14 protein-coding genes are annotated in these 15,438 nt (G+C 73.5%); 4 read left to right on the top strand and 10 right to left on the bottom strand.

All coding sequences use genetic code 11. From position 1 onward, the window contains the following. Window positions 1-159 precede the first annotated feature (159 nt). From ACZ6BG_RS30540 to ACZ6BG_RS30570, 7 genes are all read right to left on the bottom strand, one after another. Window positions 160-1,098: an ABC transporter permease gene (locus ACZ6BG_RS30540; protein WP_469007457.1), complete on the bottom strand. Its 939-nt coding sequence runs from the start codon at window positions 1,096-1,098 to the stop codon at window positions 160-162. After that, window positions 1,091-2,056: an ABC transporter permease gene (locus tag ACZ6BG_RS30545; protein WP_469007688.1), complete on the bottom strand. Its 966-nt coding sequence runs from the start codon at window positions 2,054-2,056 to the stop codon at window positions 1,091-1,093. The genes ACZ6BG_RS30540 and ACZ6BG_RS30545 overlap by 8 nt, the downstream gene beginning before the upstream one ends. A gap of 101 nt (window positions 2,057-2,157) precedes the next feature. Then, window positions 2,158-3,750: an ABC transporter substrate-binding protein gene (locus ACZ6BG_RS30550; protein ID WP_469007458.1), complete on the bottom strand. Its 1,593-nt coding sequence runs from the start codon at window positions 3,748-3,750 to the stop codon at window positions 2,158-2,160. A 111-nt stretch (window positions 3,751-3,861) separates the two neighbouring features. Continuing rightward, a complete protein-coding gene (locus ACZ6BG_RS30555) occupies window positions 3,862-4,977 on the bottom strand; it encodes an acyl-CoA dehydrogenase family protein (protein ID WP_469007459.1) in 1,116 nt (371 codons plus the stop codon). After that, window positions 4,974-6,155 carry an acyl-CoA dehydrogenase family protein gene (locus ACZ6BG_RS30560; RefSeq protein WP_469007460.1) on the bottom strand — a complete coding sequence of 394 codons (1,182 nt, stop codon included), beginning with the start codon at window positions 6,153-6,155 and terminating at the stop codon, window positions 4,974-4,976. The genes ACZ6BG_RS30555 and ACZ6BG_RS30560 overlap by 4 nt, the downstream gene beginning before the upstream one ends. Further along, window positions 6,152-7,129, bottom strand: a complete 978-nt coding sequence (locus ACZ6BG_RS30565; RefSeq protein ID WP_469007461.1) for an NADPH:quinone oxidoreductase family protein — start codon at window positions 7,127-7,129, stop codon at window positions 6,152-6,154. The genes ACZ6BG_RS30560 and ACZ6BG_RS30565 overlap by 4 nt, the downstream gene beginning before the upstream one ends. 167 nt (window positions 7,130-7,296) lie before the next feature. Then, window positions 7,297-7,983 carry a helix-turn-helix domain-containing protein gene (locus ACZ6BG_RS30570; protein ID WP_469007462.1) on the bottom strand — a complete coding sequence of 229 codons (687 nt, stop codon included), beginning with the start codon at window positions 7,981-7,983 and terminating at the stop codon, window positions 7,297-7,299. A gap of 118 nt (window positions 7,984-8,101) precedes the next feature. On the opposite strand from ACZ6BG_RS30570, the gene ACZ6BG_RS30575 reads away from it, so the two are divergent. Next, window positions 8,102-9,079, top strand: a complete 978-nt coding sequence (locus ACZ6BG_RS30575; RefSeq protein ID WP_469007463.1) for an SDR family oxidoreductase — start codon at window positions 8,102-8,104, stop codon at window positions 9,077-9,079. 87 nt (window positions 9,080-9,166) lie between these two features. Here ACZ6BG_RS30575 and ACZ6BG_RS30580 read toward each other — a convergent pair whose 3' ends face one another. The 3 genes from ACZ6BG_RS30580 to ACZ6BG_RS30590 form a co-directional block, all read right to left on the bottom strand. After that, window positions 9,167-10,003, bottom strand: coding sequence for an enoyl-CoA hydratase/isomerase family protein (locus ACZ6BG_RS30580; protein ID WP_469007464.1), 837 nt, complete (start codon window positions 10,001-10,003; stop codon window positions 9,167-9,169). Between the two features lie 65 nt (window positions 10,004-10,068). Continuing rightward, complete coding sequence (locus ACZ6BG_RS30585) at window positions 10,069-10,827, bottom strand: PIG-L deacetylase family protein (protein ID WP_469007465.1); 759 nt, start codon at window positions 10,825-10,827, stop codon at window positions 10,069-10,071. Between the two features lie 63 nt (window positions 10,828-10,890). Further along, entirely contained in the window at window positions 10,891-12,192 is a 1,302-nt protein-coding gene (locus tag ACZ6BG_RS30590; RefSeq protein ID WP_469007466.1) for an alpha/beta fold hydrolase, read from the bottom strand. Between the two features lie 215 nt (window positions 12,193-12,407). Between ACZ6BG_RS30590 and ACZ6BG_RS30595 the strand changes: the two genes are divergently transcribed. Genes ACZ6BG_RS30595 through ACZ6BG_RS30605 form a run of 3 tightly spaced genes read left to right on the top strand, consistent with a single transcriptional unit; the run spans window position 12,408 to window position 15,396 of the window. Beyond that, window positions 12,408-13,163, top strand: coding sequence for a (Fe-S)-binding protein (locus ACZ6BG_RS30595; protein WP_468481917.1), 756 nt, complete (start codon window positions 12,408-12,410; stop codon window positions 13,161-13,163). Then, the gene (locus ACZ6BG_RS30600; protein WP_469007467.1) at window positions 13,160-14,743 is read left to right on the top strand and encodes a lactate utilization protein B; all 1,584 of its coding nucleotides are present in this window, start codon (window positions 13,160-13,162) and stop codon (window positions 14,741-14,743) included. Before ACZ6BG_RS30595 ends, ACZ6BG_RS30600 begins: the two co-directional genes overlap by 4 nt. Further along, complete coding sequence (locus ACZ6BG_RS30605; RefSeq protein ID WP_469007468.1) at window positions 14,740-15,396, top strand: LutC/YkgG family protein; 657 nt, start codon at window positions 14,740-14,742, stop codon at window positions 15,394-15,396. The genes ACZ6BG_RS30600 and ACZ6BG_RS30605 overlap by 4 nt, the downstream gene beginning before the upstream one ends. Window positions 15,397-15,438: the final 42 nt, after the last annotated feature.

Raw genomic sequence — 15,438 nt, forward strand, 5'->3', positions numbered from 1 at the left:
CGGGCGGGGCAGGTGGGACGGACAGGGCAGGCCGGGCGGCCGGGGCGGACTCGCCGATCGCCTCACGTCCGGTCCCGTCCACCGCCTCACGCGCGGTCTCCCCCGCCGCCGTCCGATCACTCACCTCGGGCTCGGCGTCGGCCCCATTCGACAACCCAGTCACAGCATCAGCTCCGATCGGCGGCGCGGGTTGATCCGGTCGCGCCAGGCGCCCGCGAGGCCCGCGATGGCCAGGGTCGGCACGATGATGAAGAGGCCGGGGAAGAGCGTCGGCCACCAGTCGCCGGCCAGGAGGGAGCTGCGGGCGCCCTGGACGAGGGTGCCGAGGCTGGCCTGGTGGGTGGGCAGGCCGAGGCCGAGGAAGGACAGGGCGGACTCGTGCCAGATGGCGTGCGGGACCATGAGGACGGCGGCGAGCCCGGCCTGGGGCAGGACGCCGGGGAGCAGGTGCCGCACGGTCACGCGCCAGCGGGACGCGCCGCCGGAGACGGCGGCGTCGATGTACGGGCGCGAGCGCAGCGAGAGGACCTCGGCGCGCACGATGCGGGCCGTCGACAGCCAGTGCGTGAGGGCCACGGAGATCACGACGGGCCAGACGCCGGGCCGGAACATCGCCACGATGAAGATGCCGAGCAGCAGGTGCGGCACGGAGGAGAAGACGTCCACGAGGCGCATCACGACGCGGTCCACCCAGCCGCCGGACGCGGCGGCGAGCGCACCGACGGCGGTGCCGATGACGGTGGCCACGACGGCGGCGACCACGCCGACGAGCAGGGACACACGCAGCCCGTACACGCACCGGAGTAGCAGGTCGCGGCCCACGTCGTCGGTGCCGAACGGGTGCTCCAGGCACGGCGGAAGGAGCTTGTCGGCGAGGTGCACGGCCTGTTCGTCGAGGTCGACGAGCGGCGGCACGATCAGCACGGCGAGCACGACGGCCGCAACGATCGCGGCGGAGCTCCAGACCCGCCACGCGCGCGTGGAGCGGGACAGCCTGCGCGTGCCCGCGGCGGCGCGGCCGGTCGCGGAACGCCAGGTCACCTGGGCGGCGGCGTCGGCCTTCGGCGCCTCGGCCTGTGGACTGCGGGTGTCAGCCATCGAATCCCACCCTCGGGTCGGCGAGCCCGTACAGCAGGTCCGCGAGGAGGTTGCCGAGCAGCACGGCGACGGTGGCGAGCGCGGTCAGCGCGGCGAGCAGGGGGAAGTCCACGGAGGTGGCGGCCTGCACGGTCGCGGCGGCGATGCCGGGCCAGCTGAAGACGGTCTCGACGAGGAGCGCGCCGGTGATGAGTTCGGGCACGCGGGAGCCGACGAGGGTGAGCACGGGCAGCATGCCGGAGCGGAAGGCGTGCTTGAGGAGCACGGTCCGCTCGGCGAGGCCCCGCGCACGGGCGCCCCGGACGGGGTCGTCGCCGAGCGCGTCGCCGACGCCCTGGCGTACGTAGAGGACGAACCAGGGAAGCTGCGAGACGGCGAGGACGGCGGCGGGCAGGACGAGGTGGTGGGTCACCTGCCCGGCCGTCACCACCGTGCTGGAGGTGTCGGTGAGACCGCCCGCGGGCAGCACGCCCAGCTTGAGGGCGAACAGCCACACGGCGAGCAGGCCGAGCCAGAACGGCGGCGCCGCCTCCAGGGTGTACGCGAGCGAGGTCACGCCCCGGTCGATCCAGCCGCCGGGGCGGCGCGCGGCGAGCACGCCGAGGGCCGAGCCGAGCAGGATCGCGAGGACGAAGGCGGTCGCGGCGAGCAGCACCGACCAGCCGATGCGCTCGCCGATGGCGTCGGCGACGGGCTGGCGCAGCGTGTGGGAGTCCCCGAGGTCGCCGCGGAGCGCGGCGGTCAGCCAGTCCCACCAGCGCTCGACGAGCGGCTTGTCGACGCCGAGGTTGGCGCGCAGCTGGTCGAGGTTCTCCTGGGACGCGGTGAGCCCGGCCGTGCCCGCGTACGCCTTGACGGGGTCGAAGGGCGAGGCCGCGGCGACGGCGAAGACGCCGAAGGTGACGATGAGCAGGACGGGGACGGCGAACACCGCCCGCCGTCCCACGAGCCGCGCCATCGGACCCCAGGGCAGCGCCCGCCGCCCCCGCCCGGCCGCCGGGGCCGCCTCGGCGGGCGCGGCGGACTCGGCGGGGTGGGCGGGCTTGCTGGGAGCCGACGTCACTTGCTCGGCTGCCAGTCCTCGACGTTCCACCACGGGCCGGAGGCCAGGCCGTGGTCGTGCGGCTCGACCTGCGTGGAGAGGTCGCCGAAGGACTTGTTCACCACGTACAGGTGGTCGATGTGCGTGAGGAAGGTGTAGCCGGGGTTCTTGACCAGCTCACGCTGGATCGTGTCGTACGCGGCCTGGCGCTTCGCGTGGTCGCCGCTCTTGCGGGCGTCCTCAAGGGCCTTGTCGACCTTGGGGTTGTCGTAGTGCGCCATGTTGTTGAAGCCGTCACCGGCGAGCGCGGAGTTCAGGAGCGTGTACTGGTCGAAGTCCGGGTCGGCCGGGGAGCCGCCGCCCGCGAGGACCGCGTCCTTGGCCATGCGGGGCTCGATGACCTCCCAGGTGCCGGACTGCACCTCGGCCTTGATGCCGAGCTTCTTGGCGTCGGAGGCGTAGGCGAGGGCGTGGTCCTGGCGGAGCTTGTCGCCGGTGAGGTACCAGAGGGGGAACTTCGCCTGGACGCCGTCCTTCTCGCGGACGCCGTCCTTGCCGGGCTTCCAGCCGGCGTCGTCGAGGATCTTCTTGGCCTTCTCGACGTCGAACTTCCGCTCGGTGCCCTTGGTGAACCAGGGGCTGTCCGTCGGCACCGGGCCGTAGGCCTCCTTGCCCGCGCCCTCCAGGATCTGGTCGACCATCGTCTTGCGGTCCACGCCGATGTCGAGGGCGCGCCGCACGGCGGTGTCGCCCGCGACCTTGTTGCCGGTCGGCAGGGTCACGACGCGGTAGTCGAAGGTCTTGGCGGCGTACGTCTGCTTGCCGCCGTCGGACTCGAAGGTCTTGGCGAGGTTGGGCGGCAGGATGGCGCCGTCGAGGTCGCCGGTGCGCAGCCGGGTGGCGCGCAGGTCGTCGTCCTTGACGATGGCCATGGTGAAGTTCTTGACCTTCGGCGCGCCGCCCCAGTAGCCGGGGTTGGCCTTGAAGACCAGCTTCTCGCCCTTGGACCACTTCACCAGCTCGTACGGTCCGGTGCCGACGGGCTTGGTGGTGAAGGCGCCGGTGTTCACGTCCTGCTTGCCCGCGATGTGCTGGGGCGCGATGGGCAGGACGGTGCGCTCGGCGAACGGCGCGTAGGGGTACTTGAGGTGGAAGACGACGGCGTCGTCCCCCTTGGCCTCGACGCTCTTGAGGGCGTCCAGCTCGGTCTTGGAGGCGTTGTTCGTCTTCTTGTCGAGGATGGTCTCGTACGTGAAGACGACGTCCTTGGCCGTGAACGGCTTGCCGTCGCTGAACTTGACGCCCTTGCGCAGCTGATACGTGTAGGTCTTGCCGTCGTCGCTGACCTTCGGCAGCTTCGCGGCGAGCGCGGGCCTCAGCTTCATGTCCGCGTCGTGCGTGAGCAGCCCGTCGAAGATCTTGGAGTTGCCGTCCTTGCCGTAGCCGAGGAGCGGGCTCAGGGTCTCTGGCTCGTACGCGATGCCGACGACCGCCGACGTCTTGGCGCCGCCGCCCTTGCCGTCGTCCGGCGCCGAGCAGGCCGTGGCGGCGACCGCCAGTGCGGCCGCCGCCGCGACGGCACCGGTGCCACGTATCGATCCGGCCCTCATGCTCCACACCCCTACACAAGATCAAGAGTTATTGCGAACGACTCGCAATTATGCCTCATGTAATGGGCGGGCAATGGCGGGGTCCTATACGACCTGGGGACTACGCCCAGGTCAGGGCGTTGCGGGTGCGGGGAGGTCGACCAGGTCGGCCAATTCCGCCCGGTGCTGTCCGGCCGTGCCCAGGGCGATCGAGTCGGTCTTGGCCCGCTTCAGGTACAGATGGACGGGGTGCTCCCACGTCATGCCGATCCCGCCGTGCAGTTGGAGCGCCTCCTCGGCGGCGCGCACCGCCACGGGGGCCGCGTAGGCCTGGGCCAGGGCGGCCGCGAGGTGCGGCTCGTCGCTGCCGGTGGCGAGGGCGTCGGCGGCGTGCCGGGCGGCGGCGCGGGTGTTGACCACGCGCAGCCAGAGCTCGGCGAGGCGGTGCTTGAGGGCCTGGAAGGAGCCGACGGGCCGGTTGAACTGGTGGCGCTCCTTCAGATAGGCCACGGTTTCCGTCAAGCACCATTCGGCGATGCCGAGTTGCTCGGAGGCGAGCAGTCCGGCTCCGGAGCGCAGACCGAGGCGTACGGCCGTCTCCGCTTCCGTGCCCTCGGCGAGCAGGCGGGCGGGAGCCCCGTCGAGGGTGACCACGGCGAGCGGGCGGGTGCGGTCGAGGGAGGTCTGCGGGGTGACGGTGACGCCGTCCCGCTCGGTGTCGACGGCGTACAGTCCGCCGTCCGCCGGGACGAGCAGGACGTCGGCGGCGGCCGCGTCCGCGACGCCCCGCACCTCGCCGTGCAGGGCGCCCCGGTCGAACCGCGCCCGCGGGCGGTCGGCCTCCGGGGCCGTGGCGAACGGCACGGCGAGCGCGCCGACCGTGCGGCCGGACGCGAGCGCGGCGAGGAGTTCCGCCGCCGCGTCGCCGGTGCAGGCCAGCAGCGTCTCGGTGGCGATGACGGCGCTCGTCAGATACGGCACCGGCGCCAGCGCGCGCCCCAACTCCTCCAGGACCACGGCCGCTTCGCGGTGCGAGGCGCCCTGACCGCCGCGGCCCTCGGGCACCAGGAGCCCGGCGAGGCCCATGCCGTCGGCGAGGGTCTTCCACAGTTCGTGGTCGTGCGGCTGCTCCGACTCGGCGCGGGCGAGGACGTCGGCCGGGGCGCAGCGGTCGGCGAGGAGGGAGCGCACGGCGGAGCGCACCGCCTCCTCTTCCTCCGTGTACAGCAGGTCACTCTGCGTCGTCATCGGGTCAGGTCCTTCCAGGCGACGTCCTTGTCGGTGCGCGGTTCCGGCGGGAGGCCGAGGACGCGCTCGGCGACGATGTTGAGCAGCACCTCGCTGGTCCCGCCCTCGATGCTGTTGCCCTTGGAGCGCAGATAGCGGTAGCCCGCCTCGCGCCCGGTGAAGTCGACCAGGTCGGGCCGGCGCATCGTCCAGTCGTCGTACAACAGGCCCTCGTCGCCGAGGAGTTCCACCTCCAGGCCGCTGATCTCCTGGTTGAGGCGGGCGAAGCCGAGCTTCATGCCGGAACCCTCGGGTCCCGGCTGTCCCGCGACGAGCTGCTGGCGAAGGCGGTCGCCGGTGAGCCGGGCGACCTCCGCCTCCACCCAGAGGGTGAGCAGGCGCTGGTGCAGGTCGTGGGTGCGCAGTTCGGGGCGCTCGCGCCAGGCCTTGGCGACGGGGCCGATCATGCCGCCCTCACGGGGGACGCGCATGCCGCCGATGGAGACGCGCTCGTTCATGAGGGTGGTCTGCGCGACCTTCCAGCCGTCCCCGACCGCGCCGAGGCGGCGGCTGTCGGGGATGCGCACGCCGGTGAGGAAGACCTCGTTGAACTCGGCCTCGCCGGTGATCTGCCGCAGCGGCCGCACCTCGACGCCGGGGTCGGTCATGTCGCAGATGAAGTACGTGATGCCGCGGTGCTTGGGCACGTCCGGGTCGGTGCGGGCGATGAGGATGCCCCAGCGGGCGACGTGCGCGCTGGACGTCCACACCTTCTGCCCGTCCACGGCCCAGCTCTCGCCGTCGCGGACGGCGCGGGTGCCGAGCGCCGCGAGGTCGGATCCGGCGCCGGGTTCGCTGAACAGCTGGCACCACACCTCCTCGCCGACCCACAAGGGCCGCAGGAAGCGGCGCTTCTGTTCGTCCGTGCCGAAGCCGAGGATGGTGGGCGCGGCCATGCCGAGGCCGATGCCGATGCGGCGCGGGTCGTTGTCGGGCGCGCCCGCGGCCTCAAGCTCGGCGTCCACCACGGCCTGCAGGGTGCGCGGGGCGCCCAGGCCGCCGAGGCCTTCGGGGTAGTGCACCCAGGCGAGTCCGGCGTCGAAGCGGGCCTTGAGGAAGTCGGTGCGGTCCGTGGTCGCCGGAGGGTGCGCGGCGAGCAGGTCCTTCGTGCGGCGGCGGAGTTCGGCTGCGTCGGTCATGCGGCGGCCTCCTCGGGGAGGGCGGGCAGCACGGTCACGCGGCCGGTGGTGGTGCCGTCGGCGACGCGCTGGACGGCCGCCGCGGCCCGGCCGAGCGGCACGCGCTCGCTCACCAGGGGCTTGACGGCGCCCTTCGCGGCCAGTTCGGTGAGGTGTTCGTGGCACTCCCGGACGGCGCGCGGGTCCTTGGTGTTGTACAGGCCCCAGTGCAGGCCGACGATCGAGTAGTTCTTCACCAGGGCGTGGTTGAGGGCGGGCGTCGGGATGGTGCCGCTCGCGAAGCCGACGACGAGGATGCGGCCCTCGAAGGCCACGCACTTGGTGGACTTGGCGTAGGCGTCGCCGCCGACCGGGTCGTACACGACGTCGGCGCCGCGGCCGCCGGTGGCCTCCTTCACGACGCCCACGATGTCGTCCGCGCGCCGGTCGACGACCAGGTCGCAGCCGAGCCCGCGCGCGACCTCGGCCTTGTCCGGGCCGCCGACGACGCCGATGACGCGGGCGCCCGCCGCCTTGCCGAGTTGCACGGCCGCGCTGCCGACACCGCCCGCGGCCGCGTGCACGAGCAGCGTCTCGCCCTCCTTGAGGTGCGCGCGCCGGTGCAGGCCGAACCAGCCGGTCTGGTAGCCGATGTGCAGCGCGGCGGCCTCCGCGTCGTCGAGGGCGTCCGGCGCGGGCAGCAGGGCGGCGGCGTCCGCGACGGCGTACTCGGCGAGACCGCCGTGCGGCAGCGCCGGGGTGGCGATGACGCGCCGCCCGTCCTCGGTCTCGCCGCAGATCTCCACGCCCGGCGTGAACGGCAGCGGCGGGGTGATCTGGTACTGCCCCCGGCACAGCAGCGCGTCGGGGAAGTTGATGTTCGCGGCGCGGACCTTCAGGAGCACCTGCCCGTCGCCGGGCACGGGCCGCTCCGCCTCTTCGAGCCGCATCACCTCGCCCGGCTCGCCGTTGCGGTGTACGTGCCATGCGCGCATGCGGGGCCTCCACGCTGTAGTCGACCGTGCTCCACGCGCATACTAAGCGGTCGCTTGCCCAGAAGGGAACAGTGCGCCCCTTCCCGGCGGCGACCACTCCGTCTGGTCCGCCTCGCCCCCTACTCCCCCCTGCCCCCCTGCTCGCCCCTGCTCGCCCCTGCTCTCCTCTAATCCCCCTTGCCGCCCTTCGCGGCGGGCCGCGCCCGTACGTGCATGCGCTCCCCCTGCGGCCCGAAGAGGCTCAGGAACTCCACCGGGCCCTCCCCCGTCGACCCGAACCAGTGCGGCACGCGCGTGTCGAACTCCGCCGCCTCGCCGGGACCGAGCACCACGTCGTGCTCGGCGAGCACGAGGCGCAGCCGCCCCGAAAGGACGTACAGCCACTCGTACCCCTCGTGGGTCCGCGGGTCGGGCTGGACGGAGCGCGGGGGCTCGATGACCTTGTACGCCTGGAGCCCGCCGGGCTGCCGGGTCAGGGGCACCATCGTCCGCCCGTGCCGGACGATCGGCTTGGCCCGCACCCGCGGGTCGCCCACCGGCGGGGCGCCGACGAGCTCGTCGAGGGGCACCTGGTGGGCGCGGGCGATGGGCAGGAGCAGTTCGAGGCTCGGCCTGCGGCCGCCCGACTCCAGGCGGGACAGGGTGCTGACGGAGATGCCGGTGGCCTCGGAGAGCCCGGCGAGGGTGGCGCCGCGCTCCTTGCGGATCTTGCGCAGGCGGGGGCCGACTGCGGTGAGGACCTTGTCGGTGTCGTCACCGGAATCAACCGGGTCGGCGGGATCGGAGAATCGATCAGCGTGAGGCGAGTGGGCGGAGTCGTGCGTTTCGGCGGCGGACTTCTTTGCGCTTCCCATGCGTCCATTGCAGAATCAGCAAGCCGATATGTCAATCCAGCACCTTCGTCGTACCCCGCCCCGCACTGCCCCGCACCGCCTCTGGAGCTTTGCGGGCCGCCGCGCTATCGATGCGTCCATGACGAGCGACGGCACACGGCTGCCCGCCCCCGGCAAGACATCATCCGACGACACCACACCTCCACCTCCCGGCCTCCCCGCCCCTCCCCCACCTGGCGCGAGCGCCTTGCCCCCCGGCACCTTCCACGGCGCCGTCGCCCTCGTCACCGGCGGCGGCAGCGGCCTGGGCCTCGCCATCGCGGCCGAATTCGCCCGGCTCGGCGCGGACTTGGTGATCGCGAGCCGGAGCGCGCCCCGTCTCGCCGCGGCCCGCGCGGAACTTGCGGCGCTGGGCGGGCGCGTGGCGACGGCGGTGTGCGACATCCGCGACCCGGACCGGGTCACCGCGGCGTTCGAGGCCGCCGAGGCCGCGTACGGCCTGCCCGGCGTCCTGGTGAACAACGCGGCGGCGAACTTCCCCGTGCCCGCGGAGGAGATGTCCCCCAACGCCTGGCGCGCGGTCGTCGACGCGACGCTGACCGGCACCTTCTTCATGACCCGGGAGTTCGCCCGCCGCCACCTCGCGGCGGGCACGCCCGCCTCGATCATCAACATCGGCGCGTCCTACGCCTGGACGGGCGGCCCCGGCTTCGCGCACAGCGCGGCGGCGAAGGCGGGCGTGCGGAGCCTGGTCGAGACGCTGGCGGTGGAGTGGGGGCCATACGGGATCCAGGTCAACGGCCTGGTGCCGGGCCTGATGCCGCACGAGGACCTGCCGCAGGACATCCGCGACGGCCTCGGCCCCGATCACGCCCTGCCCGCCCGCCAGCCCGCCCTCCGCGTCGGCGCGCCCCGCGAACTCGGCTGGGCGGCCACGTTCCTGGCCTCCCCCTACGCCCGCTTCATCACCGGCCACACCCTGGTGGTCGACGGCGCGAACTGGCAGCGGCGGGCCCTGGTGAACCCGCCCGTGGTGCCGGTGCGGGAGCAGTTGGGCCGCACGTCCCCGGTCTGCCAGGCGCCCCCGGCCGACCGGGGCGGACGCGCACCGACCTGACCCGGCACGGGACGCGCACCCTCCCTACCCGGCGGGGGGGGACGCGCGCTGTCCCACCCCGGCGCGGGCACGCGCACTCCCCACACCTCACTTCCCCTCGAACTCCGCTGCCCGCCCACCCGCCTTCGCCGCGAATCCCTCCCCCACGTCCTCCGACGTCAGCGTGACCGCCGCGTTCATCGCCACGCGGTCGAGCGCCCGGCCGAGGCCCGCGTCGGCGTAGGCGTCGATGTCCCGTTTGACGCCGCGTACGGCGAGGGGCGCGTTCGCGGCGATCTCGGCGGCGACTTCCCGCGCGGTCGATTCCAGGTCGGCGCGGGGCACGACGAGTTGGGCGAGGTGGAGGCGTTCCGCGGTGGCGGCGTCGACGCGGCGGCCGGTGAGCGCGAGGTACTTGGCCCAGCCCGCGCCCGCCTCCCGTGCGACGCGCAGGTCGCCGCCCGCGTCGACGGTGACGCCGAGCTGGGCCTCGGGCAGGGCGAACACCGCGTCGTCGGCGGCGATCCGGACGTCCGCCATGAGGGCGAGTTCGAAGCCGAAGCCCAGGCAGTAGCCCTGCACGGCGGCGACCACGGGCTGCGGCAGGCCCGCGAAGGCCCGGAAGCGCTCGTGCGCCCAGCGGATGCCCTCGTAGTAGTTGCCGGTGCGCTCCGCGGCCGAACGGCCGGTGATGGCGCCGCCCGGCGCGGTGATGTCGATGCCCGCGCAGAACGCCCTGCCCTCGGCCCGCAGCAGGACCACGCGGATCGATTCGTCGAAGCGGACGCGGTCGGCGTACAGGCCGAGTTGGCGGGTGGACTCCCAGCTCCAGGCGTTGAGCCGGGCGGGGCGGCACAGGGTGAGGACGCCGACGCCGTCCTCGACGTCGAGGCGCAGCCGCCGCTCCATGCCCTCCGGGATGTCCGTGCTGACGGTGTCGATCACCGGTCCGACCCTCTTCCCGCGCCGACGGTACGTATCTGACGTACCGTCAGCCTACGGGCGGCGGCTCAGCGGCTGAAGACCTCGAACGCCACGGCGGGCTTCCCGCCGAAGCGGGGCGCGAGCTGCTCGGCGAAGCCGCCGAGGAAGGTGCGGCAGTACTTCTCGGGGTCCTCGTCGGTGAGGGCCTCGATGTACGCGCGGTGTTCGAGCAGGGACTGGATGGCCCGCTCCAGGCCGGGGGTCGCGTCCACCGCGTGGGTCGGCGCGTCGGTGCCCGCGACGGCGACCCAGCGCACGCCGTTCCACGGTTCGAGGCCCTGCTCGGTCAGCTCGGGGAAGATCCAGCGGTTGCCCGCGTCGGACGCGGCGTCGAGCGTGGCGCGGCCGACGGCGACGTGGTCGGGGGTGTTCCAGGCGACACCGCCCCAGGTGTCGCGGTGGTTGAGGGTGATGACCAGCTCGGGCTTGTGCCTGCGGATGGCGGCGGCGATGTCGCGGCGCAGCGCCGTGCCGTACTCGATCACCCCGTCCTTGTGGTCGAGGAACTCGACGGTGTCCACGCCGACGACGGCGGCGCTTGCCCGCTGCTCCCGCTCGCGCAGCGGCGCCGCCTCGGCGGGCGCGAGGGTGTCGATGCCCGCCTCGCCGCGCGTGGCCAGCACGTAGACCACCTCGCGCCCGGCGTCGGTCCACGCGGCGATCGCACCGGCGCAGCCGTACTCCAGGTCGTCCGGGTGGGCGACGGCGGCGAGGGCCCGCTGCCAGTCCTCGGGCATGGGGGCGAGCTGCGTGGGCTCGGCGGCGCTGTTCTGCTGGTCGGTCATGGCCGCAGCCTAACCGCGCGCGCCGGGCACCACGAGGTCACCTCTCCACCTCACATCTGCGGGTCAGAGTTCGCCGCGCGCCAGGCCGATGAGCCGGTCAAGGACCCGCGGCCCGCTCGCCCGCAGGCCGTCGTGCTCGTACTCGTCCGTGACCCAGGTGCGCAGCCCCCGGATCGCGCGGGCGGTGCCCAGCGCGTGCTCGGTGTCGACGAACATGTCGTCGTGGTACACGGCCGCGGCCACCGGCACCTCGTTCGCGGCGAGGCGCGAAGGGTCGTACAGCGCGGGCCAGTCGACGCGTTCGGCGAGGAGGTCGGCCGTCTCGCGCAGCGGGCGCAGGGCGGGGTCGGAGTCGAACATCCAGCGCTGCACCGCCTCGCCGGTGAACAGCGGCGGGGCGCCGTCCGCGAGGCTCTTGCCCGCCTCGAAGCGCGGGAACTCGGCCCGCACCCGCTCGGACGACCAGGCGGTGGGCCGCCCGCCCTGGGCGTAACAGGCCTCGTGCAGCAGGGCGTACAGCGGTGCTCCGGCGTACGACAGGATGCCGAGGACGGCCTCCTGGAAGGCGTCGGACAGGGCGTGGCCCGCCGGGGTCCGCACGAAGGCGTCCTCCAGGAGGTAGTGCAGCCGGTGGGTGCCGTCGCCGGTGCCGAGCAGGATGCCGAGGGACTGGAAGGCCTCGGTGGTGAACCGGTAGCCGCCGGGCAGGACGGGCTCGTGCTCGGCCACGTGCTCGGCGATGCGGCGGGCCCGCTCGGCGTCCTGGGGGTAACGCGCGTAGTGGGCGAGGGACTTGCGCTCCATGCGCGGGTACGCGGCGCGGTACACGTCGTCGGCGTGGCCGTCGAGGGTCGGGAGCCCGCCGGTGATCAGGGCCGCCGCGAGGCCTTCGGGCGCGGTCGACAGGTAGTGGGTGGCGCAGAAGCCGCCGAAGCTCTGGCCGAGGACGGTCCAGGGCGCGCCGCCGGTGACCTCGGTCCGGATCGCCTCGCAGTCGCGCACGATCGCGTCGGCGCGGAAGTGCGCGAGGTAGTCGGCCTGTTCGCGCGGCCCGCCGCGCAGCGGCAGCGTCTGGCGGTTGGCGGGGGTGGAGCTGCCGGTGCCGCGCTGGTCGAGCAGCAGCACGCGGTAGTCGCGCAGGGCGCGGCCGAGCCACGCCTGCTTGCCCGTGAACCGGTTGGCGCCGAAGCCGGGACCGCCCTGGAGGTACACCAGCCACGGCAGCTCCGCGCCCTCGCGCCCCGCCGCGACACACTCCCGGGCGAACAACTCGATCCGCTCACCACCGGGCACGTCATGGTCCAACGGCACACTGAACCGCCGGTCAGTGAGCACGACTCCGGGCTGACGGTACGACTGGCTCAACACAACTCCTTCAGGGTCAACGCTCCGGCAACCACACAGCCCGTCCGGCGTTTGAGGACGAGCCCTTGAGGCGATCTCTTCAGCCCCGTCCAGGCCAGGGACAAAGCAGCCTTGTCCAGGCCGAGGACAAAGCCCAGGCCACCCCCTCCCCAGGGCGCCCCCGCCAGATTACGCTGCCGGGGAAAGCACCGATGATCGACAAGGAGGAACCCGCGTTGCGCGTCGCTCTCTTCCTGACGTGTGTCAACGACACGCTGTATCCCGACACGGGCCGCGCCGTGGTGAAACTCCTGACCAGGCTGGGTGTGGACGTGGACTTCCCGGCGGCGCAGACCTGTTGCGGGCAGGCCCACTACAACACGGGTTACCGACACCAGGCCGAGCCGCTCGCCCGGCATTTCTCCGATGTATTCGGTGAGTACGACGCCATCGTGACGCCGTCCGGATCATGCGGGTCGATGGTGCGCGAGCTGTATCCGCGCATGGGCGAGCGGGCGCGCGCCGAGGGCCGCGGCGACGGGCTCGCCCGCGCTCTGGCGCCGGTGGTGCCGAAGACGTACGAGCTGACCGAGTTCCTGGTGGACGTGCTCGGCGTGACCGACGTGGGCGCGTACTACCCGCACACGGTGACGTACCACCCGACCTGTCATGGTCTGCGCTCCCTCGGCCTCGGCGACCGGCCCACGCGGCTGCTCGCGGCCGTCGAGGGGCTCGATCTGGTGGAGCTGCCGGGCGCGCGGGAGTGCTGCGGCTTCGGCGGGACGTTCGCGGTGAAGAACTCCGACGTGTCGGCGGCGATGGGGACGGACAAGGTGCGCGCCGCCGAGTCGACGGGCGCGGAGGTGCTGTGCGCGGCGGACAACTCCTGCCTGATGCACCTCGGCGGCACGATGGCGCGGCTGCGCACGGCGATGCGGCCGGTGCACCTCGCGGAGATCCTGGCGAGCACGGAGAAGGAGCCCTGGTCATGAGCGGCACGTATCTCGGGATGCCGGCCTTCCCCGCGGCGGCGCGCGACGCCGTGCGCGATACGACCCTGCGCGCCAATCTGCGCCACGCCACCCACACCATCCGCGACAAACGCGCGAAGGCCGTCGCGGAACTCGACGACTGGGCGCGGCTGCGCGAGGCCGGACGGCAGATCAAGGACCACACGCTGCGCCACCTCGGCGACCATCTGGTGCGCCTGGAGGAGGCGGTGACGGCGGCGGGCGGCACCGTGCACTGGGCGGCCGACGCGGACGAGGCCAACCGGATCGTCACCGATCTGGTCCGGGCCACCGGCGAGCGCGAGGTGGTCAAGGTCAAGTCGATGGCCACGCAGGAGATCGGCCTCAACGAAGCCCTGGAGGCCGCGGGCATCCACGCGTACGAGACCGACCTGGCCGAGCTCATCGTGCAACTCGGCAAGGACCGACCGTCGCACATCCTCGTACCAGCCATCCACCGCAACCGCGGCGAGATCCGCGACATCTTCGCGCGGGAGATGGCGCACTGGGGCCGCCCCGCCCCGGACGGCCTGACGGACTCGCCCGCCGAGCTCGCCGAGGCCGCCCGGCTGCATCTGCGGGAGAAGTTCCTGCGCGCCAAGGTCGGCGTCTCGGGGGCGAACTTCATGGTCGCCGAGACCGGCACCATGGTGGTCGTGGAGTCCGAGGGCAACGGGCGGATGTGCCTGACGCTGCCCGAGACGCTGATCTCCGTGGTCGGCATCGAGAAGGTCGTGCCGACGTGGCGGGACCTGGAGGTGTTCCTGCAGACCCTGCCGCGCTCCTCGACGGCCGAGCGCATGAACCCGTACACGTCGATGTGGACCGGCACCACGGACGGCGACGGGCCCACCGCCTTCCACCTCGTCCTCCTCGACAACGGCCGCACCGACACCCTCGCCGACGACGTCGGCCGCCAGGCCCTGCGCTGCATCCGCTGCTCGGCCTGCCTGAACGTCTGCCCCGTCTACGAGCGGGCCGGAGGGCACGCCTACGGCTCCGTCTACCCGGGCCCCATCGGCGCCATCCTCAGCCCCCAACTGCGCGGCACCGCCAGCGAGATCGACGCCTCGCTCCCCTACGCCTCCAGCCTCTGCGGTGCCTGCTACGAGGTGTGCCCGGTCGCCATCGACATCCCCGAAGTCCTGGTGCACCTGCGCGAACGCGTCGTCCAGGGCGGCGAGTTCACCCGGCACGGCGCGAAGACGACCCTCAGGCCCGCCCGCGGCCACGCGGCCGAGCGGGCCGCCATGCGCGCGGCGGGCCTGGTGTTCGCCCGGCCCGGCCTGCTGCGGGCCGGACAGCGCCTCGCCGCCCGCACCCGCCGCGTACACCCCCGGACGCTGCCGGGGCCCGGCCGGGCGTGGAGCGCGACGCGGGATCTGCCGACGGTGCCCAAGGAGCCGTTCCGCGACTGGTGGCAGCGCACTCAGGGACGTGGCGCGGGATCCGCGGGGGCGTCCGGTGCGGTGTCCGCCGGGGGGCGTACCGCGGGACCTGCGAGGCCGGCCGGCCCGGCATCCACCGAAGGACCTACCGAGGACGGGAAGGCGGGCGCATGAGTACCAAGGACATCATCCTGGGGCGGATCGGCCGGGCGCTCGGGCCGGTCCCCGACGAGCCGTACGAGACGGCCGTCGACCGGGACTACGCGCGCGTGCACGGCGAGCGCACCACCGGGCAGACCGTCGACCTGCTCGCCGAGAACCTCGCCGACTACCGGGCGGTCGTGCACCGCACGGACCGGGACGAGCTGCCGGACCTGCTGATGCGGCTCCTGGCCCGGCGCGGCGCCCAGCACATCCTCGTGCCGCCCGCGCTGCCGCCGGGGTGGCTGGCCGCCGCCGATCCGGTCCGCATCCACGACCGGGCCGCGTGCACGACCGCGGAGCTGGACCGGGCCGACAGCGTGGTCACCGGCTGCGCGGTCGCCCTCGCCGAGACCGGCACCCTCGTCCTGGACGGCTCCCCCGACCAGGGCCGCCGCCGCATCACCCTGGTCCCCGACCACCACATCTGCGTCGTCCGCGTCCCCGACCAGGTCGTCTCCTCCGTCCCGCAGGCCCTCGAACGGCTCGACCCCGGGCGCCCGCTCACCTGGATCTCCGGTCCGTCGGCGACCAGCGACATCGAACTCGACCGCGTCGAGGGCGTGCACGGGCCGCGCACCCTGGAGGTGGTGCTGGTGAGCGGGAGCCCGGGGCGGGGCGCGTGAGTGGGCGCTGAGTGGCTGCGGGTCGGCCGCCGAGCGTGTGCG

This window comes from Streptomyces sp. NPDC041205 (assembly GCF_055591765.1).

Excerpts from the sequence above, each read along its gene's own strand:
- ACZ6BG_RS30540 (WP_469007457.1), bottom strand. The coding sequence starts at position 1,098 with ATGGCTGACACCCGCAGTCCACAGGCCGAGGCGCCGAAGGCCGACGCC.
- ACZ6BG_RS30545 (WP_469007688.1), bottom strand. The coding sequence starts at position 2,056 with ATGGCGCGGCTCGTGGGACGGCGGGCGGTGTTCGCCGTCCCCGTCCTG.
- ACZ6BG_RS30550 (WP_469007458.1), bottom strand. The coding sequence starts at position 3,750 with ATGAGGGCCGGATCGATACGTGGCACCGGTGCCGTCGCGGCGGCGGCC.
- ACZ6BG_RS30555 (WP_469007459.1), bottom strand. The coding sequence starts at position 4,977 with ATGACGACGCAGAGTGACCTGCTGTACACGGAGGAAGAGGAGGCGGTG.
- ACZ6BG_RS30560 (WP_469007460.1), bottom strand. The coding sequence starts at position 6,155 with ATGACCGACGCAGCCGAACTCCGCCGCCGCACGAAGGACCTGCTCGCC.
- ACZ6BG_RS30565 (WP_469007461.1), bottom strand. The coding sequence starts at position 7,129 with ATGCGCGCATGGCACGTACACCGCAACGGCGAGCCGGGCGAGGTGATG.
- ACZ6BG_RS30570 (WP_469007462.1), bottom strand. The coding sequence starts at position 7,983 with ATGGGAAGCGCAAAGAAGTCCGCCGCCGAAACGCACGACTCCGCCCAC.
- ACZ6BG_RS30575 (WP_469007463.1), top strand. The coding sequence starts at position 8,102 with ATGACGAGCGACGGCACACGGCTGCCCGCCCCCGGCAAGACATCATCC.
- ACZ6BG_RS30585 (WP_469007465.1), bottom strand. The coding sequence starts at position 10,827 with ATGACCGACCAGCAGAACAGCGCCGCCGAGCCCACGCAGCTCGCCCCC.
- ACZ6BG_RS30600 (WP_469007467.1), top strand. The coding sequence starts at position 13,160 with ATGAGCGGCACGTATCTCGGGATGCCGGCCTTCCCCGCGGCGGCGCGC.
- ACZ6BG_RS30605 (WP_469007468.1), top strand. The coding sequence starts at position 14,740 with ATGAGTACCAAGGACATCATCCTGGGGCGGATCGGCCGGGCGCTCGGG.